Source organism: Halorhodospira halophila (assembly GCF_016653405.1).
Classification (GTDB): domain Bacteria; phylum Pseudomonadota; class Gammaproteobacteria; order Nitrococcales; family Halorhodospiraceae; genus Halorhodospira; species Halorhodospira halophila_A.
Genome location: NZ_NHSN01000025.1, coordinates 164,320 through 190,383, shown reverse-complemented (window position 1 = coordinate 190,383; position 26,064 = coordinate 164,320). Strand labels below are relative to the sequence as shown.

18 protein-coding genes are annotated in these 26,064 nt (G+C 68.6%); 5 read left to right on the top strand and 13 right to left on the bottom strand.

Annotation, left to right across the window (positions count from 1 at the left end):
- Window position 1: 1 nt before the first annotated feature.
- From CCR79_RS10215 to CCR79_RS10190, 6 genes are all read right to left on the bottom strand, one after another.
- A complete protein-coding gene (locus CCR79_RS10215; protein WP_201171835.1) occupies window positions 2-985 on the bottom strand; it encodes a hydrolase in 984 nt (327 codons plus the stop codon).
- A complete protein-coding gene (locus CCR79_RS10210) occupies window positions 982-3,789 on the bottom strand; it encodes a sensor histidine kinase (RefSeq protein WP_345941494.1) in 2,808 nt (935 codons plus the stop codon). Before CCR79_RS10210 ends, CCR79_RS10215 begins: the two co-directional genes overlap by 4 nt.
- Complete coding sequence (locus CCR79_RS10205; protein ID WP_201171832.1) at window positions 3,786-3,983, bottom strand: hypothetical protein; 198 nt, start codon at window positions 3,981-3,983, stop codon at window positions 3,786-3,788. Before CCR79_RS10205 ends, CCR79_RS10210 begins: the two co-directional genes overlap by 4 nt.
- A 1-nt stretch (window position 3,984) precedes the next feature.
- Window positions 3,985-6,108 carry a 3'-5' exonuclease gene (locus CCR79_RS10200; RefSeq protein WP_201171829.1) on the bottom strand — a complete coding sequence of 708 codons (2,124 nt, stop codon included), beginning with the start codon at window positions 6,106-6,108 and terminating at the stop codon, window positions 3,985-3,987.
- A complete protein-coding gene (locus CCR79_RS10195; protein WP_201171826.1) occupies window positions 6,108-6,485 on the bottom strand; it encodes a response regulator transcription factor in 378 nt (125 codons plus the stop codon). Before CCR79_RS10195 ends, CCR79_RS10200 begins: the two co-directional genes overlap by 1 nt.
- Window positions 6,486-6,565: 80 nt before the next feature.
- On the bottom strand, window positions 6,566-8,488 hold the full coding sequence (locus tag CCR79_RS10190; protein ID WP_201171825.1) for a putative nucleotidyltransferase substrate binding domain-containing protein: 1,923 nt from the start codon (window positions 8,486-8,488) through the stop codon (window positions 6,566-6,568).
- Window positions 8,489-8,792: 304 nt separating this feature from the next.
- On the opposite strand from CCR79_RS10190, the gene CCR79_RS10185 reads away from it, so the two are divergent.
- From CCR79_RS10185 to CCR79_RS10175, 3 genes are all read left to right on the top strand, one after another.
- A complete protein-coding gene (locus CCR79_RS10185) occupies window positions 8,793-11,057 on the top strand; it encodes a sodium:solute symporter family protein (protein ID WP_304118897.1) in 2,265 nt (754 codons plus the stop codon).
- A gap of 100 nt (window positions 11,058-11,157) precedes the next feature.
- Window positions 11,158-11,394: a hypothetical protein gene (locus CCR79_RS10180; protein ID WP_201171817.1), complete on the top strand. Its 237-nt coding sequence runs from the start codon at window positions 11,158-11,160 to the stop codon at window positions 11,392-11,394.
- Window positions 11,391-11,990, top strand: coding sequence for a tetratricopeptide repeat protein (locus CCR79_RS10175; RefSeq protein WP_201171814.1), 600 nt, complete (start codon window positions 11,391-11,393; stop codon window positions 11,988-11,990). The genes CCR79_RS10180 and CCR79_RS10175 overlap by 4 nt, the downstream gene beginning before the upstream one ends.
- A gap of 138 nt (window positions 11,991-12,128) precedes the next feature.
- Here the strand turns inward: CCR79_RS10175 and CCR79_RS10170 are convergent, their stop codons facing one another.
- The 5 genes from CCR79_RS10170 to CCR79_RS10150 form a co-directional block, all read right to left on the bottom strand.
- Window positions 12,129-12,323, bottom strand: coding sequence for a hypothetical protein (locus CCR79_RS10170; protein WP_201171804.1), 195 nt, complete (start codon window positions 12,321-12,323; stop codon window positions 12,129-12,131).
- An 84-nt stretch (window positions 12,324-12,407) separates the two neighbouring features.
- Window positions 12,408-14,345 (bottom strand): acetate--CoA ligase, encoded by a 1,938-nt coding sequence (acs, locus tag CCR79_RS10165; RefSeq protein ID WP_201171803.1) that lies wholly within the window; start codon window positions 14,343-14,345, stop codon window positions 12,408-12,410.
- A 159-nt stretch (window positions 14,346-14,504) separates the two neighbouring features.
- Entirely contained in the window at window positions 14,505-15,869 is a 1,365-nt protein-coding gene (locus tag CCR79_RS10160) for a sigma-54-dependent transcriptional regulator (protein WP_201171802.1), read from the bottom strand.
- A gap of 6 nt (window positions 15,870-15,875) precedes the next feature.
- Complete coding sequence (locus tag CCR79_RS10155) at window positions 15,876-18,833, bottom strand: ATP-binding protein (protein ID WP_201171801.1); 2,958 nt, start codon at window positions 18,831-18,833, stop codon at window positions 15,876-15,878.
- A complete protein-coding gene (locus CCR79_RS10150; protein ID WP_201171796.1) occupies window positions 18,823-19,014 on the bottom strand; it encodes a hypothetical protein in 192 nt (63 codons plus the stop codon). Before CCR79_RS10150 ends, CCR79_RS10155 begins: the two co-directional genes overlap by 11 nt.
- 164 nt (window positions 19,015-19,178) lie before the next feature.
- Between CCR79_RS10150 and CCR79_RS10145 the strand changes: the two genes are divergently transcribed.
- A complete protein-coding gene (locus CCR79_RS10145; RefSeq protein WP_201171793.1) occupies window positions 19,179-21,251 on the top strand; it encodes a TonB-dependent siderophore receptor in 2,073 nt (690 codons plus the stop codon).
- Here CCR79_RS10145 and gluQRS read toward each other — a convergent pair.
- Both gluQRS and queF read right to left on the bottom strand, forming a co-directional pair.
- Window positions 21,234-22,121, bottom strand: a complete 888-nt coding sequence (gene gluQRS, locus CCR79_RS10140) for a tRNA glutamyl-Q(34) synthetase GluQRS (RefSeq protein ID WP_201171790.1) — start codon at window positions 22,119-22,121, stop codon at window positions 21,234-21,236. The genes CCR79_RS10145 and gluQRS overlap by 18 nt on opposite strands.
- 13 nt (window positions 22,122-22,134) lie before the next feature.
- Entirely contained in the window at window positions 22,135-22,491 is a 357-nt protein-coding gene (gene queF, locus CCR79_RS10135) for a preQ(1) synthase (RefSeq protein WP_201171786.1), read from the bottom strand.
- Between the two features lie 71 nt (window positions 22,492-22,562).
- On the opposite strand from queF, the gene smc reads away from it, so the two are divergent.
- The gene (smc, locus tag CCR79_RS10130; protein ID WP_201171783.1) at window positions 22,563-26,060 is read left to right on the top strand and encodes a chromosome segregation protein SMC; all 3,498 of its coding nucleotides are present in this window, start codon (window positions 22,563-22,565) and stop codon (window positions 26,058-26,060) included.
- Window positions 26,061-26,064 lie beyond the last annotated feature (4 nt).

Below are 26,064 nucleotides of genomic sequence, written 5' to 3'. Positions count from 1 at the left end.
TCTAGCCGGTAGAGGGCGGGTTGCCGAGCGCGGTCTCGATGAGCCCGGCGATCCGCCCGTCCAGCCAGTAGCCGGGCCGGCCCGGCCGGGTGCCATGGACGAAGCCGACGTGCCCGCCGTGGCGCTGCAGCTCCATAGACACCCCGGGGCCGAGTTCGTCGGCCTGCGGGATGGTCTCCGGTGGCACGAAGGGGTCGTCCGCCGCGTGGAGGATCCGGGTGGGCTGGCGGATGGCGCCGAGACGCTGCCGGCAGCTGGCCCGCCGGTAGTAGTCGGCGCTATCGCGAAAGCCGTGCAGCGGCGCGGTGAGCAGGTCGTCGAACTCGCGCAGGCGGCGGATGCGCCGGATCCGCTCCACCGGCACCGGCGCATCGCTGCGTGCGGCGAACTTGGCCGCGGCCATCGCCCGCAGGCGGCGCAGCAGGTACGCCTGGTAGACGCGCGCAAAACCCTGCTCCAGGGCGTCGGCGCAGCGGTCCAGCTCGAACGGCAACGAGACGGCCACGGCCAGCGCCACCGGGCAGTCGCCGCGCTCGGCCAGCCAGTTGAGCAGCATCGAGCCGCTCAACGAGAAGCCGACCACCGCCAGGGGCTGCCCGGGGCGCCGCTCGACCAGGCCGGCGACCACCGCCTCCAGATCGTCCCAGGCCGCCGCGTGGTAGGAGCGCCGGTGGCGGTTGGGCCGCCGCCCGGCCCCCCGCGACTGCAGGACCACCGATCCGATACCGCGCCGGGCCAGCTCGGCCACCAGCCCGCGCACGTAGGCCGAGTCGCTGCTGCCGCCCAGGCCGTGGCCGATAATCGCCAGCCCCTGGCCCGGGGGGCCCCAGGCCAGCTCCAGAAAGTCGCCGTCGGGCAGCTCGAAGGTCTCCGACGTCAGCGGGATCCGCGGCGGGCTGCGCAGCAGGGCCGGGAAGACGGTCTGGGCGTGGCGGCCCGGCAGCCACCAGGCCGGTTGGAAGGCGGGGGGCTGCGGATCGGTCACGCGGATGCCTCTCCTGGGGATGTCGGTCCGTGTTCGGTGAACGCTACGTAGCCGGTGACGTTGCTGTGCTCGCCGCCGGCGCACGGCAGTTCGCAGACGAAGCTGGCCCCGGCGCCGGGTTCGCTCTCCACCCACAGGGTGCCCCAGTGGGCGTCGGCGATCAGCCGGCAGATGGCCAGCCCCAGACCGCTGCCCTTGGGCTTGCCGGCCTGTTGCTGAGAGATCTGGTGGAACTTGTCGAAGATCCGTCGCTGATCCTCCTCGCTGATGCCCGGGCCGTTGTCGGTCACCGACAGGCGCAGGGTGTCGCCGCGGCCCGGCTCCAGACGCAGCCAGACCTGCCCCTCGCCGGGCTCGGTGAACTTCGAGGCGTTGGAGAGCAGATTGATGATCAGCTGCATCAGCCGGTCCGGATCACCCTTGACGGCGTTGTCGTCGCTGGTGACCTCGATGTGCAGCTGCGTCTGCCGGTCGGCGAAGAGCTGCTGGGTAGACTCGGCCGCCTCGCGGGCCAGGCGCGAGAGGTCGACGTCCTCCAGCTGCCACTGGGCCGAGCCGCTCTCGATCTTGGACAGGTCCAGCACCTGGTTGATCAGTCGGGTCAGACGCTCGCTCTCGCGGACCACGACCTCAAGGAATTCGCGGCGCTGATCGGCGTCCATCTCGGGGTTGTTGAGCAGGATCTCGCCGAAGGCGCGGATGGAGGTCAGCGGCGTGCGCAGCTCGTGGCTGACCATGGAGACGAACTCGTCCTTGAGCTGGTCGAGCTCCTTGAGCCGCTCGTTGGCCGCGCGCAGCTCCTCGGTGGCGCTCTCCAGGGCGCGGGATTTCTCCTCGAGCTGCCGTGAGTACTCGATGGCCCGCGAGGTGGCGTCGAGGATCTCCATCACGCCCTCGTAGGAGAGGGCCTCACCCTTGACGATGGAGGAGACCATCACCCGCGCCGAGGCGGAGCCGATGGACCCGGCGAGCAGGCGCTCGACGTGGTTGACCAGCTCGGGCCGAGCCTGCTCGGCCTCGTCCAGCGGGCGGCCGCGGTGGGCGCCATACTCGCGGATCACCTCGGCGGAGCGTTCCGGGCCAAGGAAGCGGCCGAGCAGATCCTGCAGATCGCCCACGGTGGCCGTGCCTTCCCAGAAGCGGGCGTCGCGCTCGGAGCGCAGGAAGACGTCGACGAACAGCGTGGCCTGGATGCGCTCCATGTCGCCCTGTCGATCGAACAGCGAGACCCCCAGCAGCAGCCCGAGGTTGGCGAGCATGGTCCAGAAGAAGGCGTGGGCGATCGGATCCATACCCTCCAGGCCGAACAGGGCGTAGGGGTGCAGCCACTCGACCCCCCAAGGCCCGTCGCGGAGCAGCTGTTCGCCAAGCAGGCCGGCCTCGGCCAGCGAGGGCAGTAGCAGGGTGTAGACCCAGAGCAGGAAGCCGGCCACCAGCCCGGCCAGCGCCCCGCGCCGGCTCGCCCCCTTCCAGAACAGCCCGAGCAGCACCGCCGGCGCGAACTGGGCCACCGCGGCGAAGGAGATCAGCCCGATGGAGACCAGGGCGTGGGTGTCGGCGATGAGCAGGTAGTAGATATAGCCCAGCGCCAGGATGACGCAGATCACCAGGCGTCGGATGGCGACGATCAGCCTCGACAGGTCGTGCCGGCCCCGGGCGTGGAAGCGGCGCAGCCGCAGCAGGGCCGGGGTGACGATATCGTTGCTGACCATGATGGCCACGGCGATGGTGGCGACGATGACCATGCCGGTGGCCGCCGAGAAGCCGCCGATGTACACCAGCAGCCCGAGCAGGCCCTGATCCACCGCCAGGGGTAGGGCGAGGACGTAGTCGTCCCCGGGGATCTCGTCGCCGAAGAACAGCAGACCGGCGAGTGTCACCGGCAGGACGAACAGGTTGATAACCAGCAGATAGAGGGGGAACAGCCAGGAGGCCGTGCGAATATGATCCTCGTTGACGTTCTCCACTAAGCTCACTTGCCACTGCCGCGGCAGGAAGAGAATGGCCAGGGCTGACAGCGCCAGCATGGCGATCCAGCTCTGGTAGCCGCCGGGCAGCCCGGTGAGCAGCCCGAGTTCCTGGATGGCCGGGGTGGCCGCTGCCTCGCGGAAGAGCTCCACCGGACCCGCGAAGAGAACGAAGGTGACGAAGATCCCCACCGCCAGGAAGGCGATGAGTTTGACCACCGACTCGAAGGCCACGGCCACCACCATGCCCTCCAGGCGCTCGGTGGCGTCGATGTGGCGCGTGCCGAAGAGGATGGTGAACAGCGCCAGGAGGACCGCTACGTAGAGCGCCTTGTCGTCGAGGAGGCCGGCGCTGCCCGCCTGGACCGCCTCCATGTCGGGGAAGTGCAGCAGCACGTCGAAACTCGATGAGACGGCCTGCAGCTGCAGGGCGATGTACGGGGTGGTGCCCACCAGGGCGATGAACGCCGCCAGGCCGCCGAGCAGCATGCTCTTGCCGTAGCGGGCGGCGATGAAGTCGGCGATGGAGGTCAGCCGGTAGAGCTTGCTGATGCGCACGATCTTGCGCAACACCACCCACCAGACGATGGCCATCAGGGTGGGGCCGAGGTAAATGGTCAGAAAGGCCAGCCCGTGTTCAGCGGCCAGCCCGACGCTGCCGTAGAAGGTCCAGGCCGTGCAGTAGACGGCGATGGAAAGGGTGTAGACGTACGGGTTGTTGACCAGCGACAGGCCGCGGTCGCCGAGCTTGTCCGCCGTATAGGCGACGGCGAAGAGCAGCCCGACGTAAAGGGCCGAGACCAGCAGAATGGTCCAGGCCGGCAGCACGGCGCTCACCCCCGTGCGGCCGCCCGGTTGAGCCGGGCGACGGCCGCGATCAGTCCGGCCCAGACGGTGAAGAAGTAGGCGTAGAGCACCGGCACCCCGAGCACCTTGCCGTCCACCGCGAACAGCGATAGCACCGGGTAGTTAAACAGCACCACCCCGAGCAGGGCCAGGGCGGTGAGTCGCTCGCTGCGCCGTTCCGTCACGTCAGAACTGAGCCTGCTGCTTGCGGACCTCGATCATCTGTTCGGAGGCGTTGATGGCCTCGCGCAGGGTGGTGACGCCGCGCTCCTCGAGCAGGGGTAGCATCTGCGCGAAGATCTCGCCGGTGACCAGGGTATCGCCCAGCGCGGTGTGGCGGCCGCTGATCTCCACCCCCAGCCGGTTGGCGATGGCCTCTAGGGTGTGCTCGGGGGTGTGGTCGTGCAGGAAGACCGAAAGCAGCAGGGTGTCGAGCACCGGGTTCTCGAACCTCAGGCCGCACTGCTCCTCCTTAAGGCGGATGAACTTCATGTCGAACGCCGCATTGTGGGCGACCAGTACCGAGTCGCCGACGAAGGCACTGAACTGCGGCAGGACCGTGGTGATCCCGGGCTTGTCGGCGACCATCTCATCGCGGATGCCGTGGAACTTGATCGACGCCTTGGGGATGGGCCGGCCCGGGTTGACCAGCTGCTCGAAGCATTCGCCCTCGAGGATGCGGCCGTTGACCATGCGCACCCCGGCGATGGAGATGATCTCGTCGCCCTCCGAAGGGGCCAGGCCCGTGGTCTCGGTGTCGAAGATCACGAAGGAGAGCTGGGCCAGAGGACGGTCGAGCAGCTCGCCCTGGTCGGCGGCCTGGTCGGCCAGCGAGAAGTCGTAGAACTCCGGCCGCGGCGGCAGCCGCTCGCCCGGTTGCTCCCACTGGCGCCGCGACACCGGCACGGGGATGCGGAGTACCGCGCGGTCTTCACAACGCGGCTGGGTCTGGCTCCAGGCCACGCTGTCGTGGCGCTCCAGGACGCCACGCGGTGTCAGCTGTCCGGTGGCCTCGGGCAACTCCTCGTCGAGCCACCCCTCGAGCTTCTCCGGCGGGATCGGTGCCCCCGTCCAGGAGAGATCCAGATAGACCCGCTGGTCGCCCATGAGCGGCTCGGCCCGGACCGACTCGATGCCCAGGTCGCCGCGCAGGTGGCGCAGCAGGTGCTCCAGCACCAGGCCGATGGAGTGGCTCTCGGCGTGCATCCAGAGCGGAATGCCGACCACCTCCACCCGGGGCAGCCCCTCGGGATGGCGGCGCAGCACACTGGCGAAGAGATCGGCGCTGCTGATGTCCGCCATCGTCCATGGGGCGGAGACCAGGCGGTGGGTTTCCCGGGCCATGCGCTCGAAGCGCCGGCTCAGCTCGCGGCTCTCGTGGACCATCATGGCCTCGAAGGACTGCCGCTGCTCGCGGGCCATGGCCTCGTCGCCCTGCCCGAGGCTCTCGGCGGCGGCGCGCAGGTTCGCCAGCGGTGCGCGCAGCGATTCGACGGCGCTGCGCAGGGCGTGGTCACGTCGTGCCACCCCCTCGATCTTGCGGGTGATGTCCTCCAGGGTCAGCACGAATCCGGAGCGCAGCGGGCTGGAGGAGGGCAGCAGGCTCATCCGGCAGTGCAGCAGGGCACCGTCGTCTACCGTTGCGCAGACGAACTCGGCCCGGTTTTCGGCGACCGTGTGGTCCTCGGCGATGGCCAGCCGGTGCTGGAGCATCTCCAGGGTGTGGTCCACCGCCGAGCGGGCCAGCACATCGTAGATCGAGCGCCCGAGGCCCAGGGCGTCGTTGCGCAGGATCTCCCCGGCGGCCGGGTTGTAGAGCAGGATCCGCCCCTCGGTGTCGCAAACGATCACACCCTGCTGGATTTCGCGCAGGACGATCTCCAGGCGCGTTTTCTGGTTCTCCGCCCCCTGCGCGCCGGAGCCCAGCGCCTTGGCCACCTCGCGGCGGCTCTCGTAGAGATTGCTGCCGAGGGTCTGCAAGCTCTCCGGGAGTTCGCCGAGCAGGTGCATGCTCGGGATCTCCAGCTCGTGGGCCGGATTGGAGTGGGCCATGATCGATGCGCCGCGGGCCAGGGCACCCAGAGGGCGGATCACCGCGGCGTCGAGGAGGATCCAGATGGCTACGGTGGCCCCCATGAGCACGGCGCCGGCGGCCCCGAAGGCGAGCAGCGCGTTGGCGCGCTCCGGGCCCTCGGGGACGTGGCCCAGGGTCAAGTAACCGACGGTGGCCAGCGCAGCGGCGATCAGCAGGAGCAGGAACAGTGCCGGTGCCCAGAACTTCAGCCGGCGGCGAGCCATGGCGCTGGCCATCACTGCGCCCCGTTGGCCAGGATGTGCTGGACCGTCTCCACCACTTCCTGGGTCGAGAACGGCTTGGTGATGTAGTCGTCCGCGCCCATGGCCAGCCCCTTCTCGCGCTCCACGTCACGGCCCTTGGCGGTGAGCATGACCACCGGCAGGTGCGCCCACTCGGCGCGCTGGCGAATCTCCTGACAGACCTCGTAGCCGTCCTTGCGGGGCATCATCACGTCGAGCAGCACCAGGTCCGGGATGCGCGCCTCGAGGGCCTCGAGGGCCTGCTCGCCGTCCTGGGCGGTGCGTACCTCGAAACCGGCCTGCTTCATCAGGAACTCCAGGGACAAGACGATGTTGTCCTCATCGTCCACGATCAGGATCTCTTGGCTCATCTTCGTGGCCGCCTCCTCTCGGTTATCGTGCCGGGTCGCCATCGCCGGGGGCGTGCTGCCCCCCCGGCGAGCGCCCTATTCTAAAGGCCGAAGACGCCTTGTACGCGGTCCTGGAAGCGCTTGACCGCTTTCATGCTCGTCGCCAGGGACTGCCGGGTCAGGTCGTCCAGCTCCTCGGGGTCGATGTACTTGTCCGGAATCTGCCCCGCCTGATGCTGCTCGATCTGGTGGGTCAGCAGCAGGTCGAGCAGTTCCTCGTGGGCGGTCAGGACCGAGTCGACCATCTCGCTGGTGAGCACACCCTCGCGGCGCAGGCCCTTGAGCCGGGCGACGGTGTTGGTCTCCCGCACGTTGGCGGAGAGTGCGTAGATGCGCGCGCCGTTGGCGATGATGCGCAGGCCCTTGCGCTTGATATCGACGCAGCCGTGACCATTGTCGGAGCGGCGCGAGCGGATCAGGCGGTTGAACAGCCCCACGGCCGGCTGCCCCTCGGCGTCGTCGCCGGTCATGAAGCGCAGCAGTTTGGGCTGCTCCTGCAGGGTGGCGAGGACGAAATCCCAGAGCTCGGTGACCAGCCCCTGCTCACCGTAGAGGAGTTCGAAATCCAGAAAGATGTTGCTCCACCGGGCCGAGGTGCTGTTCGGGTGCCGGGCGATGTAGCGCAACTGCTGCCGCCAACGCTCCAGCGCGTGGCGGTACTCCGGGTTGCGGGCCATGATATCGCCCTTGCACCACTCGTAGCCGAGCTCGTCGAGGCGGACGTTGACCCGCTCGGCGAAGTTGGCGAACCACTCCGCCTCGGTCTCGTCCAGGGGGCGGGGCTCGCTGCTGCCGCGGGGGTAGTCCCCGATGATCATGGCGTTGTCCTGATCCGGGTTGATCAGTGCCTCGCGGCGGGCCAGCGAGCCGAGCACGAGCAGGGCGTAGGGGCGCGGGGCCTCGCCCCATCCCTCGCCGTGGAGTTCGTCGAGGACGAGGTCGATGCAGCGGCGCTGGAGCTGCAGGTGGAATTCGCTGAGCAGGTAGGTGGCGCGGCTCGCCTCGCGGTTGTTGTTCCAGGCCTCGCGGGCGACGTAGCCCACCTCGCCGGCCAGTTGGCGCAGCTCCGCCATGCTGGTGGCTCGGTTGGTGCGCTCGCGCATGACCGTCTGCTGCGCCATGATCGCCTGCAGCATGTTCGACTGCGAGAGCATGCCCACCGGGCGCGTGCCGTCCATGACCACCAGGTACTTGACGTTCTCCCGCGCCTGGATGTCCTTGGCCTCGGACAGTGGCGTTTCCGGACCGATGGCGGTGATCCGCTCGGCGGCCTCGACGATGGAGGCGTCCGGGCTGAGTCCGCGGGTGAAGATGGCCCGGCCGATGGTGCGCAGCGTGGCCAGGCCCACCAGTCCACCAGCCTCGTCGAGCACGCCGATGCTGCCGATCTGGCGCTCGTCCATGAAGCGGAACGCCTCGGCGAGGCTGCAGTCCGGCTGCTGGTAGGTCAGCGGCGTGGACATGGCGGTGCGGGCCGGCTGCGACAGGGCGCCAGTGGGGCTGCCGCGGTGCTGCCAGGAGTTGGCGCGGATCCGGTCGGCGATGATGCGGCTCAGGGTGTCGGCCAGCGCCGGGTGCTCGCGTTCGAGGGTGCGCACGTCCTCGAAGGGGACGCCGACGACCAGCGTCGGCCGGGTGGCGAGGGCGGTGAGGGTGTAGGGCTCGTCGTCGAAGTAGCTTGACAGCCCGAGCAGGGTCACCGGCTCGCGCACGGTGACCACGTTGTGCGCGTCGCGCAGTTCCACGCGCCCCTCGTAGAGGATAAAGAGCGTATCCCGGTCCGGGTCGCCGAGGTGGAAGAGCACCTCGCCACTGTCCAGGTGGTGGACGCTGCCCCGGCCGAGCAGGGCACGCAGGACCCCGTCGTCGAGGTTGCGGAAGACCTCGTTCTCGGCCAGGCGGCGGATATCCAGCGTGTCGGCGGATACGTGCGGTTCCCCGGGGCTGTTCGCTCCGGTGGCCATTGGCGCTTCTCCTGTGCGGGCGTCTGCTCGCTTTGATCATGCCCAAGCCCGGCCGCGGAGACAAACCACTGTGCGGGTGTTACTCACCGGTGTTACCTGCGGGAACGTGGCCTGTTACCGCGGGTAACGTCCGCGCGGGGAGGCCGGGACCGGCGCCCAGGTGCATCAGCGGGTTAGCGGGCCACGCAAGGGTGGCACGTTTTTCGCTAGGTGCTTGCCGCCCCCTGTGGGGGGTGCAACACCTCATAACTCCAGAAATGTGAGGGGGAGACGCGTAATGTCAGCTATGGCCATATGGCTGTTGGTGTTTGTAGGCCTGTACTGGGGCTACTGCATCTTCTGGGGTATCAAGGGATACCTCTGGTCGCGCACAGCCAGCGACTACTTCGTGGCTGGGCGTTCCGTCAGTATGTGGGTCTTCATACTGGCGGCGACGGCCACGTCCTTCTCGGGATGGACGTTCGTGGGCCACCCGGGCCTGATCTACGAGGCCGGCCTGCAGTACGCCTACGCCTCGTTCTACTCCATCTGCATCCCGTTTACCGGCATGCTGTTCCTCAAGCGCCAATGGATGATCGGCAAGCGCTGGGGCTACGTCACGCCGGGCGAGATGTTCGCGGACTACTTCCGGACGGACTCGATCCGCATCCTGATCCTCATCGTGGCGCTGATCTTTGCGGTGCCGTACCTGGGGATCCAGCTGCGCGCTTCGGGCTTCCTGTTCCACGTGCTCACCGACGGCTGGATGGGCGTCGAGATCGGCATGTGGCTGCTGTCCGCGGTGGTGCTTTTCTACGTGGCCTCGGGCGGTCTGCGTGCCGTGGCGTACGTGGATGCGGCGCAGGCCGTGCTGCTCATGGCGGGTATCTTCGTCATCGGCATCGTGGCGCTCTACTACATCGGCGGCTGGAACAACTTCACGCACGTGATTGCCGGCCTCGTCGAGTGGGAGACGGCCACCGGCGGTGCTGGGGAGATCTCGCCGGGCATGGTCCCGGGTGATTCCGGTGCCAGCGGCTACGTCGCCATCCCGGGTGCCATCCAGTGGGTCGGTGCCGCGGCCAATGCCCAGGGCGGCGTCTGGACCGGCGTGATGAACATCACCTACATGCTGGCGCTGGGCGGCATCATGGCTTCGCCCTCGTTCACCATGTGGGCGTTCTCCAACCAGAACCCGCGGCCGTTTGCGCCGCAGCAGACCTGGATGTCCCCGCTGGGCGTCGGTGCCCTGATGTTCACGTTCCTGGCGATCCAGGCAATGGCCACCCACGGCCTGGGCGGCAACACCGAGTTCGCCAAGGACATCTTCTCCGACCAGTACGGCGAGGAGCTGGCCGAGTACCGGACGCTGTTCGAGCCGGGTGCGGAACACCGGGGGCTAGTCGACGAGGTGCGCCAGCGCCTCGATGCCGGTGAGTCCCTGGACGGCATGAACCTCAGCCCGCTGGTGCCCTCGGCGGTCATGCAGCGTGGCATGATCCAGGCCGAGCACCCCGAGCTGAACCGTCAGGAGGTCGAGCAGGTCATTGCGGCCGGTCTGGCGGCGCTGTCCATTGGTGAGGATCCGCGCAACATGGATCCGGACTGGCTGGCAGCCCTGCCGGGGGATCTCGAGCGGGCCTGGCTGGACCTGTCCCTGGATCGGGGCGGTGACAGCGAGCTGGTGCCCCAGCTGCTGAATATGCTGGAGGCGGCAGCGCCCTGGTTGGCGGCCCTGCTGGCGGTCTGTGCCTTGGCGGCCATGCAGTCCACCGGTGCGGCGTACATGTCCACCACCAGTGGCATGTTCACCCGTGACCTGCTGCGTCGCTACATCATGCCGAACGCCAGCAACCAGACCCAGGTCGTGGCGGGGCGGATCTTCGTCACCATCCTGGTGCTTGCAGCATTGACCGTGGCAACGGTGACCACCGACGCCCTGGTGCTGCTCGGCGGTCTGGCCACCGCGATGGGTACGCAGATGTGGGTGCCCCTGGCAGCCATCTGCTTCTTCCCCTGGCTCACCCGTCCGGGTGTCGTCTGGGGCCTGAGCGTGGGCATCATCGCCGTGCTGATGACCGAGAACCTCGGCATCGACCTGCTGGCGGCGATGGGCGTCGACGTGCCCTGGGGTCGTTGGCCGCTGACCATCCACTCGGCTGGGTGGGGCCTGGTGCTCAACGCCCTGGTGGCCGTGATCGTCTCGGCAATGACGCAGAACAACAAGGAAGACTACGATCACCGCATGACGGTGCACGCCTTCCTGCGTGAGCATGCGTCGCTGCCGGCCGAGAAGCGTCACCTGATCCCGATCGCCTTCACCATCGTCATCGGCTGGTGGATCTTCGCCTTCGGTCCGGGCGCCCTGCTGGGCAACTGGGTCTTCGGCGATCCGACCAACCCCGATACCTGGTGGTTCTTCGGCCTGCCGTCCATCTGGGTCTGGCAGCTGCTGTGGTGGGTGATCGGTATCTACATGATGTGGTTCACCTGCTACAAGTGTGAGATGAGCACCGTGCCCGAGAAGGAAATCGAGGTCCTCTTCGACGAGGATCAGGGCAAGGCCCGCTACGACGTCAGCCGTCCGTAACGGGTCGGTGATCATCGGATCACTTTGACCGGGAAGCGTAGGGGGCCATTTCGGTCCCCTACGCCCCTTCCTTCCAGAAGGCTTCATTCGAGCGAGCGATATGGATCCGACGCTTCAATTCCTGTTCTGGGTCGTTTTGCTGGTCGTCCTGCTCTTCTATCCCGTCAGTCAGTGGATTTGGGTGTTGAGCGTCCGGCGGCTGCAGCGGAGACTGGATCGGGAGTTGTCCGAAGAGGAGCTGGCGGGGCAGAAACGGCGGGCCCGCGTGCTGACCGCCATCATCCTGCCGGTGTTTTCTTTCTTCCTGAATTCCGCAACGTTGGGTGTGTTGCAATGATCAAGATTACCGAGCGGGGGTACCGGACCTGGGTGGTGATCGCCATCGTGGCGGCGCTCCTGCCGCTGGGCTATGCCCTGTACCAGGGCGTGGCACCGGATCGGGGCCCGGGCGATGTGAAGACCATCGCCGGCGACCGTGCCTTCCAGGATCGGCGTTACGAGCGCGCCCTGGAAGAGTATTCCCGGGCGCTGGAGGAGGCGCCGCAGCACCGTTACGCCCACCTGGGCAAGGCGACCACGCTGCTCGAGCTCGGCGAGTTCGAGCGCGCTATCGACCTCTACGATCGGTTCATCGAGTGGATCGACCCGGAATTCGCCGGCGCCTACGCGAATCGGGGCATTGCCTATGACCGGCTTGGCGAGCACGAAAAGGCGCTGGCCGATTACCGCAAAGCGGCGGAGCTGGACGAGGCCGTGGACGACGGCCCGGGGTGGTTGACCCGGTTCTTCCACATGGGTCCGGACGGACAGCCGAGCATTTCCGAGCGGGCTGATTATATCGAGGAACAACTGGCGCTGCCGGAGTCGGAGCGCAAGCTTTCCGATCCGGAGAAGGACAGCCAGCAGCGGGCCTATACGCAGCGGCCCGACTAGCGCATCAGAAGAGAGGGGATGGTGCGGCGTCTGCCGTGCCGTGCCCGATCCTGCCGGGTGGGATGTCCGTCCCGCCTTTCTCTCTACCCGACCCAACCCCACCACGGCCCGCCTCAACGGGCCGTGCCGTGGCGTGGTTCAGGCCGCGTCCAGCGGCGCCACGCCGAGGATCGGCAGCCCGAGGATATCGACGAAGAGAAAGCGCATCGCGAAGATCAGGGCGATGCAGCCGAAGAGCAGGTGCACAGTGGGGTGATCGCCGTCCGGGTCCTTGTAGGTCAGCCCGTGCCAGGCGATGGCGAGGGTTACGAGAAAGTAGATCCAGGGTGACATGGGTCTCTAGGGCTTGGTGTTCTAGGGTCCGGGTTCAGGAACAGCAGGACGGGGCCGGTTGCCCGGCCCCGTCCGTCTCCCGCCTTACTGGTTGGCCCGATCCTCGATCAGGGTATCCACCACGGTCGGGTCGGCCAGGGTGCTGGTGTCACCCAGGCTGTCGAGTTCGTTCGCGGCGACCTTGCGCAGGATGCGGCGCATGATCTTGCCGGAACGGGTCTTCGGCAGCCCCGGCGCGAACTGGATGATGTCCGGCTTGGCGATGGGGCCGATCTCCTGGATGCAGAGCTTGACCAGCTCCTGTTTGAGCTCCTCGCTCGGCTCCTCGCCGGCCATGAGGGTGACGTAGGCGTAGATGCCCTGACCCTTGACGTCGTGGGGGTAGCCCACCACGGCGGCCTCGCTCACCTTCTCGTGGAGCACCAGGGCGCTCTCGACCTCGGCCGTACCCATCCGGTGGCCGGAGACGTTGATCACGTCGTCGACCCGGCCGGTGATCCAGTAGTAGCCGTCTTCGTCACGGCGGGCACCGTCGCCGGTGAAGTACTTGCCCGGATACGCGGCGAGATAGGTGTTGATGAACCGCTCGTGGTCGCCGTAGATGGTGCGCATCATGCTCGGCCAGGCGCGGTTGATCACCAGGTTGCCGTTGGTCGCGCCCTCGAGCACGTTGCCCTTGTCGTCGACCAGCTGCGGCTCCACGCCGAAGAAGGGCAGGGTGGCGGAGCCGGGCTTGAGGTCCATGGCGCCGGGCAACGGCGCGATCAGGATCGAGCCGGTCTCGGTCTGCCACCAGGTGTCGACGATGGGGCAGCGGTCCTCGCCGATGGTGTGGTAGTACCACTCCCAGGCCTCGGGGTTGATCGGCTCACCGACAGTGCCGAGGATGCGCAGGCTCTTGCGCGAGGTCTTCTTCACGTGGTCGTCGCCCTGGCCCATCAGCGCGCGGATGGCGGTCGGGGCGGTGTAGAAGATGGAGACCTCGTGCTTGTCCACCACCTGCCAGAAGCGACCGGCATCGGGGTAGGTGGGCACGCCCTCGAACATCAGGGTTTTCGCGCCGTTGGCCAGGGGGCCGTAGACGATGTAGGAGTGGCCGGTCACCCAGCCGACGTCGGCAGTGCACCAGTACACCTCGCCATCCTGGTAGTCGAAGATGTACTTGTGGGTCATCGCCGTGCCAAGCAGGTACCCAGCGGTGCTGTGCTGCACCCCCTTCGGTTTGCCGGTGGAGCCGGAGGTGTAGAGGATGAACAGCGGATCCTCCGCGTCCACGTGCTCCGGCGGGCAGTCCGGAGAGGCCTCGGCGCAGGCTTCGTGGTACCAGACGTCGCGCCCGTCGTTCCAGGCGATATCACCGCCTGTGCGACGGACCACGAAGACCGTCTTGACGTTGGGGCAGCCCTCCAGGGCCTTGTCGGTGTTGGCCTTGAGCGGGATCTTGCGGCCACCACGCACACCCTCGTCCGAGGTGATGACGACCTCGGCATCGGCGTCCTGGATCCGATCGCGCAGGGCCTCGGGCGAGAAGCCGCCGAAGACCACCGAGTGTACGGCGCCGATGCGCGCGCAGGCGAGCATGGCGACCGCCGCCTCGGGAACCATGGGCAGGTAGATGCAGACGCGGTCGCCCTTCTTGACGCCGCGGGCCTTCAGGGCGTTGGAGAAGCGGCCAACCCGCTCGTACAGGTCGCGATAGGTGATGTGCTCATCCTGGTCCGGCTCGTCGCCTTCCCAGATGATGGCGGTCTGATCCCCCCGGGTCTCCAGGTGACGATCCACGCAGTTATAGGCCACGTTCAGGGTCCCGCCCTCGAAGAAGCGGATGTCGCCCTTGGCCAGATCCCAGTGACAGGTGGTGCCCCACTTGCTGAACCAGTCCAGGAACTTATCCGCCTGCTCCGACCAGAACCCTTCGGGATCCTGGATCGAGCGGTTGTACATCTCCTGGTACTGCTCGAAGTTCAGATGGGCGTCCCGCTGGATCGCCTCGGGGACAGGGTACACCTTGGTCTCCGACATCGTTCTCTCCTCCCGGATTTCTGGTCGGTCAAGCTGGCCGTCTCCTGGCGACGACCCGGCCGTAAGTGCCCGCGCTCTGGTCACGCGGGGAGGATAGCAGAGCAAAGTGTTACGAGGTTGCACGCCTTCCGGTCCACAGGTGTGTCGAAAGGTAACACGTCACGCCCGGTTGCTACCCGGCCGTGGGATCCCGTGGCGCTGTCGTTTCTCCCACAGCGCCTTGCGGCTGATGCCGAGCCCTCGGGCCAGGGCGGTCTCGGTCATGTGATCCTGGTGTGTCAGGACATACTGGCGGAAGTAGTCCTCCAGGGACAGGTCCTGGCGTGGGCCAGTCTCGGCCGTGGCGCCGGATTCGGACCCGGCTGCCGCGCTTTCGGCCGCGGGCAGGCCGAGCATATCCGGGCTGATGGTGTTGCCTTCACTGAGGATCACCGCCCGCTCGATGGTGTTCTCCATCTCGCGCACGTTGCCCGGCCAGGAGTATGCGCCCATGGCGTCGATGGCTGCCTGCGAGAGCTCCAGAGGGGCGCGGTTGAGCCGCTGGCAGGTCTTCTCCAGCAGGAAGCGGGCGAGTTCGGGGATGTCCGGGGCGCGTTCGCGCACCGGGGGCAGGCGGATCTCCATCACGTTGATCCGGAAGAATAGATCCTCGCGGAACTCGCCGGCGCCGGCCAGGCTCTTGAGGTCGCGGTGGGTGGCGGCCACCAGGCGGATGTTCACCCGCCGGGCCTGTGTCGAGCCGATGCGCCGGATCTCCCCCTCCTGGAGGACCCGCAGCAGTCGTCCCTGGGCCTGCTGGGGCAATTCGCCGATCTCATCCAGGAACAGCGTGCCGCCGTCGGCGGATTCCACTAGCCCCGCACGGGCGCCGACGGCGCCGGTGAAGGCGCCCCGCTCATGACCGAAGAGCTCTGCTTCGATCAGTCCGTCGGGGATCGCCGCGCAGTTCACCGCCACCAGAGGCCCCTCGTGGCGCTCGCTCTGCTCGTGCAGCGCCCGGGCCACCAGCTCCTTGCCGGTGCCCGATTCGCCCAGGATCAGCACCGAGGTATCGGTGGGGGCGACCTTGCGGATGCGCTCGAAGACCGCCCGCATCGCCTCGCAGTTGCCGACGATGCCGGTGACCGGGTAATCGCGCTCGACGTGGGCCTTGAGGGCGGCGTTCTGGCGCTGTAGCCGGCCTTCCTTGAGGGTGCGCTCGACGAGCAGCAGCAGCTCGTCGTGGTCGAAGGGTTTGGCAATATAGTCCGCTGCGCCCTGGCGCATGGCTTCCACCGCCGACTGCACGCTGGCGTAACTGGTCATGATGATCACCGGGGCCGTGGTGCGCTCGATGGCCTCGGTGCCGGGCTCGCCGGGCAGGCGCATGTCGGCGAGGATCAGGTCGAAGGCGTCCAGGTTCCAGCGCTCCTGGGCCTGTTCGAGAGAGTCGGCCTGGTGGACACTGTACCCGTGACGGCTCAGCAGCCGCTCCAGGGCCTTGCGGATGACCGATTCGTCCTCGATGAGCAGCAGGTCGGCCATTTGGGGTTATTCCTCCTTGGTCGCGGCGTGCTCGGCCGGCGGCGCGGCATCGAGCACCGGCAGCGTGATCCACGCCGTGGTGCCGCCGCTGTCGGCGGTGATCGAGAACTCGCCTCCCTGTTCACTGACGATGTTGTAGACCAGCGGCAAGCCGAGGCCGGTGCCCTGACCCACGGCTTTGGTGGTATAAAACGGCTCGATCACCTTATCAAGCAGTTCGGCCGGGATCCCCGGGCCGTTGTCCACCACGCGGATCTGCACGCGGTCGCCGTGCCGGCGCGCCGAGATTGCGATCCGTCCGCCAGGGCCGCAGGCGTCGGCCGTATTCGAGAAGAGGTTGACGAAGACCTGGGCCAGCCGCTGGCGGTCGCCGCGGACCTGGAGTTCGGCCCAGAGCTGGTTGTCGATCTCCAGGTCCTGGCCGCGCTTGCTCAGCTGGACCAGCCGGCGCGCCTCTTCGACAACTTCGCTCAGCGGCACGGGGTCCGGTGTTCGCTCGTCGGCGCAGCCGGCGTGGGCGTAGCCGATCAGCGTCTGCACGATGTTGTTGATCCGGCGTGTCTGTTCGAGGATTTCGTCGACGCTCTCGCGCAGGATCTCGGGGTCGGACTCGCCGCGCAGGTTCTGTGCCAGGGAGTCGATGCCGGTCACCGGGTTGCCGATCTCGTGTGCCACGCCCGCGGCCAGTCGGCCGATGGAGGCCAGCCGCTCGCTGTGGGCCAGCTCCCGCTCGAGGCGGCGGATGTGGGTGATGTCCTCGATGATCATCAGGGTGTCTCCGGTCCGCCCGCGGCCGGATTCGCGGATGCACGTCTTGTGCAGCGACAGCCAGCGCTGCTCACCGCCGGATTGCGGGATCTGCTCCTGGTGCTGTGGTTGCTCGATGGTCAGGAACCGGTCCAGGAGGTAATCCCACGGTGCCTGCAGGTCGCAGATCCTTGAGCCCAGCGCGGTGTTCGCCGGGATGCCGGACAGGCCCTGCATCGCCGTGTTCCAGCGCACCACGCGGCCGTGGGTGGTGACCGCTACGACCCCCAGAGGCAGGTCCTCAAGGATCTGGCGGTGGTAGCGGCGCAGTCGGTCGAGTTCCGCGGCGAGGCCGCGGAATCGGTTGCGTGAGGACTCCAGACGCTCCTCGATCTGGCGGATGTTGTGTGTCAGCGCCGTGCGGGCCGTCCGGTCGAGCTGGAGCCGCTTGTCGACGATCATCCGCGCGAGCATCGGCCCCATCATCCCGGAGAGGTTGCGCTCGACCTGATCGCGCAGGGCGCGCAGGCGGTCGGGCCGGTTTTCGCTCCATTGCAGCCCCAGGTCGTGCAGCGCCTGGGAGACCTCCTGGCGTGCCGCTTCCTCGCCGGTGACCGGTGCTAGCTGGACCACGAACTGCGAGGGCGAGGCCGCCTGCAGGGTGCCGGGTGCGACCGCTGCCGTCTGGTCGCGGCAGACCTCGGCGGCCTGTCGCTCCGCCGAGCGCTGCGGCGTGAACAGTGAGACGCCCACGAAGAGCAGGCCGTTGAGGGCCAGGGACCAGAAGGTGGCGATGCCGTAGAGCTCAGTGGCGCTCTCTCGGGCCTGGGGGAAGCCGAGCAGGAAGAACGGCTCGGTGCCAGCCAGTGCCGGCAGCAGCACGGTGTCTAGCCAGATCAGCGCACCGCCGAGCAGGCCGGCCACGAAGCCGTAGACCGTGGCTCGCTGCCAGTAGAGGACGCCGATGATCCCGGGCAGGAACTGCGCCATGGCCAGGAACGACATCAGCCCCCACTCGACCAGCGCTTCGGTGCGGTCGAGCAACTCGTAGAAGGTGAACCCGAAGACGATGAGCAGGGTAATCAGGAACCGCCGGGTCCAGCGGAGGGTGGCGTACAGGTCGGGCTCCTGATGCGGTAGCGACTTGATCAGCGGCATGACCAGGTGGTTCAGGGTCATCGACGACAGGGCCAGGGTCGAGACGACGATCATCGCCGTCGCTGCCGAGATGCCCCCCAGGTACACCAGCAGGGTCAGCGGCTCGGAGCCGGATAGGGCGGCCAGGCCGAGTACGTAGTAATCGGGGGCCGTGCCGGCATCCAGCGCGGTGCCGGACCAGAGGATCGGCGGCACCGCCAGCGCCAGCAGCAGGAGCATGAGCGGGAAGGCCCAGCTGGCGCGGGTCAGGCTGCGCGGCGACAGGTTCTCGGTAAAGAGGATGTGGAACTGGCGTGGCAGCAGGAAGGCGGCCGCGAAGGTCAGGGTGAGCAGGCTCAGCCACGGCCCCTCCAGCGCCGGCTGATAGAAGTCGTCCGTCTGCTGTGGCTGCTCGCGCAGCCATGCCGACAGGCCCGCCGGGCCGTCGAAGGCGAGGTCGACGGCCACCCAGGCGACCATCAGTAGGGCGCCGAGCTTGACCAGGCTCTCCAGGCCGATGGCGACCACTAGCCCGGTGTGCTTCACCCGCGGAGTGACGTGGCGGGCGCCGAAGATGATCGCGAAGACCGTCACGATCAGACAGAAGGCCAGCGCCAGGGGGCGCGGGTCGTGGCCCCCGCCGGTGAGCACCAGGGTCGACTCGGCCACGGCACGGATCTGCAGGGCGATGTAGGGCAGGATGCCGGCGAGCATGATGGCGGTGACCAGGACGCCAGCGAACTGGCTGGAGAAGCGGAAGGCGAAGACGTCGGCCACGGAGGTTAGCTGCTGGTTGCTGGTCAGGCGCAGCAGGGGGGCGAGCAGCACCGGCGTCAGGAGGAAGGCGGCGGTGACCCCGAGGTAGATGGTGGCGAAGATCAGGCCGTGCTCGTCGGCGAAGCCCACCGAGCCGTAGTAGCTCCACGTGGTGGCGTAGACACCCAGGGCGAGGACGTAGAAGACCGGGTGACGGACCACCGCCCGCGGGAACCAGCGTCGGTCTACCGCGAAGGCGATGACGAACAGCAGCCCCAGGTAGGCGACCCCCACCAGGAACAGGGTCAGCAGGTCAAAGGTCACGCCCGCTCCCCCGTTCGATCAGCCAGCCGCCCAAGGCGATGACCACTGCCCAGCCCAGGTATGGCACGTACCAGGGCGGCTGGGCCTGCATCCACCAGTCGGTGAACGGCGTGGCCAGCAGGAAGAGCACCAGCAGGAACAGCGCCACGCTTCCGGCAGCGGGTCCGGGTCCATTGCGCAACAGGAATCTCCTCCAGGCGGCGCCGGTTCGGGGCGCTCTCGTTATGTTACGGAAAGTAGCACGGCGGCCGCAGCGTGGCCAGTTTCCGAAGCCGCCGTCAGTTTGTTCCGACGCCCCGGGGTCCCGTATCCTCGCCCCCAGTCGTCCGCACCAAAGGGATGTTGATGCGCGCGCTACCGTCCATAAGCCTGGGTGCACTGGTGTTCGGCGGCCCCCTGGCCGCGGGGTGGGCCGTTGCTGCGGAAGGCGCCCTGCCACCTGTCACCGTCCTCTCCGAGCCCGCTGTGGGCAGCGACATCCCTGGGGGCGAGGGCGCCCGTGCGACGGACCGGGCCGGCTTCAGCCGCACGGAGTTGGATGAGTCCACCCTCGCGACCCGCCGCCCCGATCGCCTGGAAGGGCTGGCCGGCGGGGTGCCCGGAGGGCATGCCGGGCGCGAGGAAGGCGGCCTGGGCACCGCCTGGACCCTGCGCGGCTTCACCGTCACTACCCCGCAGTGGAACGGTCTGACGGATATCGATCGGCTCTTCGTCCGCGACCCCTACACGATTGAGCGTGTCGAGATCGTCCCCGGCCCCGATGCGATCCTCCAGGGGGTCGGCTCACCCGGTGGCGCCATCCGTTACCACGGCAAGCGACCGGAACACACGCCGGCCCATGAGGTGGGCGTGGAGGTGGGCCATCCGGACCACCGGCGCGTGGTGGCTGACAGCACCGGGCCGATCGGCGACGACCTCGCCTACCGCCTGACACTGGCCGGCCAGGATGGCGAGCGCCGTCCCGCCGCGCAGCCGACCGAGCGGCTCCATGTACTCGGTGGCCTCGCCTGGCGCTACCACGCCGACGGCGAGCTGCGCCTCGAGCACGAATTCCAGCGCAATCGTCGGCCCTACGACATGGGCACCGTCTGGCTGGAGGACGGCCCGGTCTACGATACCCCGCTGCACAGCCCGGAGCAGGAGAGCGACCGGCGCTATCAGCGCAGTGCGCTCTACTGGGACCACCAGCTCACCGAGGGCCTGGGCGTCTCGCTCAGCGCCGCGTACTCCGAGGTGGACCGGGAGGAGTTGATCCTGGGGTTCTACTCCTTTGGCCTGTTGCCGGCGCCGGAGCCGGTGGCCGGCTACGCGGCCAGAGTCGATGATCAATACACCCAGGAGGATCTTCGGCTGCAGGTCGATTTCGAGCGGCGCACCCACTGGGGACGGTGGCAGGCGGTCGCCGGCGCGGATGCGCACCGACAGGAGATCGACTTCCAGCGCGACCAGCTGCGTTATTGGGATGACGAGGGCGACTGGTGGCAGCAGTTCAGCGTTGATCCCCGGGATCCCGACTTCTCCGGGATCCGCCTCGGCAACCTGGCCCTGGAGCGCCAGGAGGGCCCGGAGGAGGTCGATCGGTACGGGGCCTACCTGGCCAATCGCATCGAGCTTGGCGAGCGCTGGGCCTTCACCGCCGGGGTGCGCCACAACGAGTACGAGGTGCGCGAGGGCGATGAGGACGATCCCCAGCTGGCGGTGGTGGCCGAGGACCGTGGGGTCACTTGGCAGGCCGGGGCGGAGCTGGATGTGACCCCGCGAAGCCGCGTCTACGTGCACGCCGGGACCGGCCTGCGCCCCAATGAGGGCGAGGATCGTCACGGCGATTTTCTCCCCTCGCGGGAGAGCGCGATCACCGAACTCGGCTGGCGTCATGCGCCGACCGACCGCCAGCAACTGGCCGTGGCCGCCTACCACCTGCGCGAGGAGAACCTGCCGCAGGAGGATGAGGCGTATCCGGATGAGGACTACTTCCGCGCGGTCGGCGAGGTGGAGGTGGAAGGGGTCGAGGTGCGCTACCGGCTGCAGACCGAAGCCTGGCAGGTGGTGCCCAACGTAACCATCCAGCGCAGCCGCAGCTACGATGAGGAAGAGCCGCAGCAGCGCGGCAACCACCTGGAGGGCGTACCCCGCCACCTGGCGGGCCTGGAGCTGCGCCACGATCTGGGCGCGTACACCGCCCTGCCGCTCAGCCTCTGGTATTGCGGCGAGTACGTGGGTGGCTGGTACCTGGATGATGCCAACGAGTACCGCACCGACGCCTACACCGTGCACAGCCTCGGCGGCACCCTCGAATGGTCCCGGGGCGCCCGGCTCGACCTGCGCGTCAACAACGCCACCGACGAGCGCTACCTGGCGGCCCCACGGGTGCAGGGCGAGCGCCGCGAGGTGCGGGTGGCGCTAAGCCAGCGGTTCTGATCCGGCGCGCGCCGCCAGGGTCCAGGCCAGCACCTCCGCGGGGGCGGCTCGGCGCAGCCGCTCCGGGGCCGAATAGCCGAGCAGACCCAGCGCCTCGACCAGGTTCGCCGCGGCCCGGTCCTCGCTCAGCGGCGGCGCCCGGTTCTGCTTGGAGAGCTTCTGGCCGTGCTCGTTGAACGCCAGCGGCAGGTGGTGGTAGATCGGGGTGGGCAGCCCGAGCAGGCGCTGGAGGTGGATCTGTGGCGGTGTGCAGACGAGCAGGTCCTGACCGCGGATGACGTGGCTGTAACCGAAGGCGGCATCGTCCACCGCGCAGGCGAGGTGGTAGGCGAAGAAGCCGTCGGCGCGGCGGATGACGAAATCGCCCACCTCTGCCTCCAGCTCGGTGGTGATCCCGCCGGCGGCGCCATCGGTAAAGCGGATCCGCGCCCCGTCGGTGCGCACCCGCACCGCGCGTTCCTCGCGGCCGGCGGGCAGCCCGTCGCGGCAGGTGCCCGGGTAGACCGCCCCGATGGCCCCGTGGCGGCGGGCGGCGGCCTGGGTCTCGCGGCGTGAGCAGGCGCACGGGTAGGCCAGGCCGGCGCCGCGCAGGCGCTCCAGCGCGGCCTGGTACGCCGCACCGCGCCGGCTCTGGTAGACCACCTCGCCGTCCCAGCCCAGCCCGTGTGCCTCCAGGATCCGCAGGATGGCATCGGCGGCCCCGGGCTCCTCGCGCGGCGGGTCGAGGTCGTCGATGCGCACATGCCACGTCCCGCCGTGGTGGCGGGCCTCGATCCAGCTGCCCAGCGCCGCCACCAGCGAGCCGAAGTGCAGCGGCCCGGTGGGCGAGGGGGCGAAGCGGGTTGAGAACGGTGCGCCGGGCCCGCTCATGCCGTCCCTGGGGTCAGCGGCCGTGGTGCTCCACCTCGACCGTGGTCCAGATCCCGCCGCGCACGTTGAAGTGCGCCGTCAGCTTCATATGGCGCGGCTGCGTGGCGTCGACCAGGTCGGCGAGGATCTGGTTGGTCAGCGCCTCGTGGAACCCGCCTACTTCGCGGTAGGACCAGATGTAGAGCTTCAGCGACTTGAGTTCGACGCAGTGCCGGTCCGGGGTGTATTCCAGGTTGAGCGTGGCGAAGTCGGGCTGGCCGGTCTTCGGGCACAGGCAGGTGAACTCCGGGATCTCCATCCGGATGGTGTAATCCCGCTCCGGGTTGGGGTTTGCGAAGGTCTCCAGGGCGTTCGAGGGTTCAGTCGACATGGCTTTCCAAGGGTCCGGTGAGGCTTGATAATGGTCCGTTATCCTAACCGGACGCGCCCGTCGTCTCTACGATGCATCTCAAGCGGATCAAACTCGCCGGCTTCAAGTCCTTCGTGGACCCCACTTCGGTGCCCCTGCCCGGACGCATGGTCGGCGTCGTGGGGCCGAACGGCTGCGGCAAGTCGAACATCATCGACGCCGTGCGCTGGGTCATGGGCGAGAGCTCGGCCAAGCACCTGCGCGGCGAGTCCATGAGCGATGTCATCTTCAGCGGCTCGAGCGCCCGCTCGCCGGTGGGGAAGGCGAGCATCGAGCTCATTTTCGACAACAGCGACGGGGCCATCGGCGGCCAGTACGCCGCCTACAACGAGATCTCCGTCAAGCGCCAGGTCAATCGCGAGGGGCAGTCGCAATACGCCCTCAACGGCACCCGCTGTCGGCGGCGCGATATCTCGGATGTCTTCATGGGCACCGGCCTGCGGCCGCGGGGCTACACCATCATTGAGCAGGGCATGATCTCGCGGGTGATCGAGTCCCGCCCCGAGGAGCTGCGCGTCTACCTCGAGGAGGCTGCGGGCATCTCCGTCTATAAGGAACGCCGTCGCGAGACCGAGCGCCGCATCCGGGATACCCGCGAGAACCTGGAGCGGCTTGAGGATGTCCGCGACGAGGTCCACAAGCAACTCGAGAAGCTGCGCCGCCAGGCCGAGACCGCCGAGCGCTACCGCTCCTACAAGGCTGAGGAGCGGCGCCTACGCGGTGAACTCTCGCTGTTGCGGCTGCGTGATCTGGATCAGCGCATCGCCGAGCGCGACGCCAGCATCCGCGAGCAGGAGAACCAGCGCGAGTCGGCGGTGGCCGAGCAGCGCCGCGCCGAGCGTGAGATCGAGGCCCTGCGCGAGTCGGCCCGGGAGCGCCACGAGGCGCTGAACACCATCCAGGGCCGCTACTACGAGATCGGGGCCGAGATCGCCTCGGTGGACGAGCGCATCCAGAGTGCCCGCGACCTGCGTCGTCGGCGGGAGGAGGAGCTGGCCGAGGCCCGCCGTGCGCTGGAGGAGCTGGACGCCACGGTGACCGCCGATCGGGACAAGCGCGCGGTCCTCGAGGAGCGGGTCGAGGAGCTGGAGCCGGCCCTGGAGGCGGCCAGCGAAGAGGAGCAGGTGGCGGAATCCGCTCAGGAGGACGCTCGCGGGCGCCTGGATGCCTGGCGCGACGAGGCCGACGCCGTCCGCGCCGAGCAGACCTCGGCGCAGCGGCGCGAGGAGGTGGAGCGGACTCGTCATGACGCCGCCGCCCGCCGGGTCCGTGAGCTCGACGAGCGCATCGAGGCCCTCGACGACGAGCGCGACTCGGTGGATCTGCACGCGCTGGAGAGCGCCATCAGCGAGTTGGAGTCGGAGGAGGAACAGCTCTCCGCCGAACTTGAGGACCTGCAGCAGCGCCGCGATGCCGCCGCCGAGGAGCTGGAGACCCGCGCCGCCGAGCGGGACGAGGCGGCCCGGGAGCTGGAGGCGGCGCGTGAGGCCGTCTCCGGCACGCGGGCCCGGCTCACCTCCCTGGAAACCCTGCAGGAGTCGGCCCTGGGCCGGCGCGGGGACGATCGCCACGCCTGGCTCGAACGCCGGGGCTGGGCGCGGGCGCCGCGTCTGGCCGAGACCGTGCGCGTGGATGCCGACTGGCAGCGGGCGGTGGAGGCGATCCTCGGTGACGCCCTGCAGGCCGTCTGCATCGAGCCGGAATCGCTGCCCAGCGAGGGGGCCCCGGACGGCGGGCCGCTGACCCTGGTCGGCGAGGCCCAGTTGCTGCCGGCACCGGCCGAGGATCGCCTGGCGGCGCATGTTCACGGCAGCGAGGCGGCCCGCGAACTCCTCGCCGGGATCCGCTGCGCCCCGGACGCCGCCACCGCCGAGGCCCTGCGCCCCGAGCTGGCCGCCGGCGAGACGGTGGTCACCCCCGACGGGGTGTGGATGGGCGCCAACTGGGTGCGCCTGCCCGGGCAGGAGGACGCCGAGAGCGGTGTGCTCGAGCGCGAGCAGGAGATCCAGGCTCTGCGCGAGGAGGTGGAGAATGCCGAGGCGCGGGTCCAGGAGGCCGAGGGCCGGCTGGCCGACGCCCGCGGCGGGGCCGCCGAGGCCGAGCGCCGGCGCGATGAACTGGCTGCCGAGCTTGGTCCGCTGCACCGGCGCCACGCCGACCTGCAGGCTCGTCTGGAACACCGCCGCGAGTCCCTCGAGCAGGCTCGGAAGCGGCGCGAGGAGCTGTCCGGAGAGCGCAGCCGCCTGGTCGAGCAGCGCGATGCGGCCAGCGAGGAGCAGGAGGAGGCCGCCGCCGCTGCCGAGGAGGCCGCCGCCGCTGCCGCCACGGCCGCCGAGCGCGCCGCCGAGGTCGAGGCGCAGCAGCAGGATCAGCGCGAGCAACTCGAGCGCGCCGGCGAGCGGCTGCGCGAGGCCCGTGAGCGGCGCTACGATCTGGCCGGCAAGCTCGAGAGTGCCCGCACCGCTCTGGAGTCCGTGCGCGAGCAGCTGCGCCGCTCCGAGGAGCAGCGTGAGCGCTACGACCGCCGTCGGGCGGAGCTGGAGACTGCTCTGGGCGACGATGAAGACCCGGTTGCCGAATTGACCGAAAAGCGCGAGACCCTGTTGGCGCGCCGGTCCGAAGCGGAGGCGCAGTTGACCGAAGCGCGCAGCGAGGCTGAGCATCTGGATCATCAGCTGCGCGAGCAGGAGCAGGCGCGGGCCGAGGCCGAGCAGCGGGCCGAGCAGTTGCGCGAGGGGCTGGAGGGGCTGCGCCTGGAGACCGGCGAGCTGCGCGTCCACCGCAGCCACGAGGCCGATGCCCTGGCAGAACTCGGCGAATCGGAGGCCGAGGTGGCCGAGCGCCTGGCCGCGGATGCCACCGTCGCCGCGTGGGAGCAGGCCCTGGAGCAGGTCAGCGAGCGTATCCGGCGCTTGGGATCGGTAAACTTGGCGGCCATCGACGAGTGCCAGCAGCTGGAGGAGCGCCGCGGCTATCTGGACGAGCAGCACGCTGATCTCAACGAGGCGCTGGAGACCCTGGAGACGGCGATTCGCCGCATCGACCGGGAGACCCGGGCGCGTTTCCGTGAGACCTTCGATCAGGTCAACGAGGGGCTGGGGCGGTTCTTCCCCCGGTTGTTCGGGGGCGGGCGCGCCTATCTGGAACTGACCGACGACGATCTGCTGTCCACCGGGGTGGTGGTCATGGCGCAGCCGCCGGGCAAGCGGGTATCGAGCATCCATCTGCTCTCCGGCGGCGAGAAGGCGCTGAGTGCGGTGGCGCTGGTTTTTGCCATCTTCAACCTCAACCCGGCGCCGTTCTGTCTCCTCGACGAGGTGGACGCCCCGCTGGATGAGGCCAACGTCGGTCGTTTCTGCGATCTGGTCGAAGAGATGTCCGAGAAGGTCCAGTTCGTGCTGATCACCCACAACCGGACCACCATGGAGCGGGCCTCCCACTTGCTCGGGGTCACCATGAACGAACCCGGCGTCTCGCGGCTGGTTGCGGTGGACGTGGACGAGGCGCTCGATATCGCCGAGGCCGGATAACGGA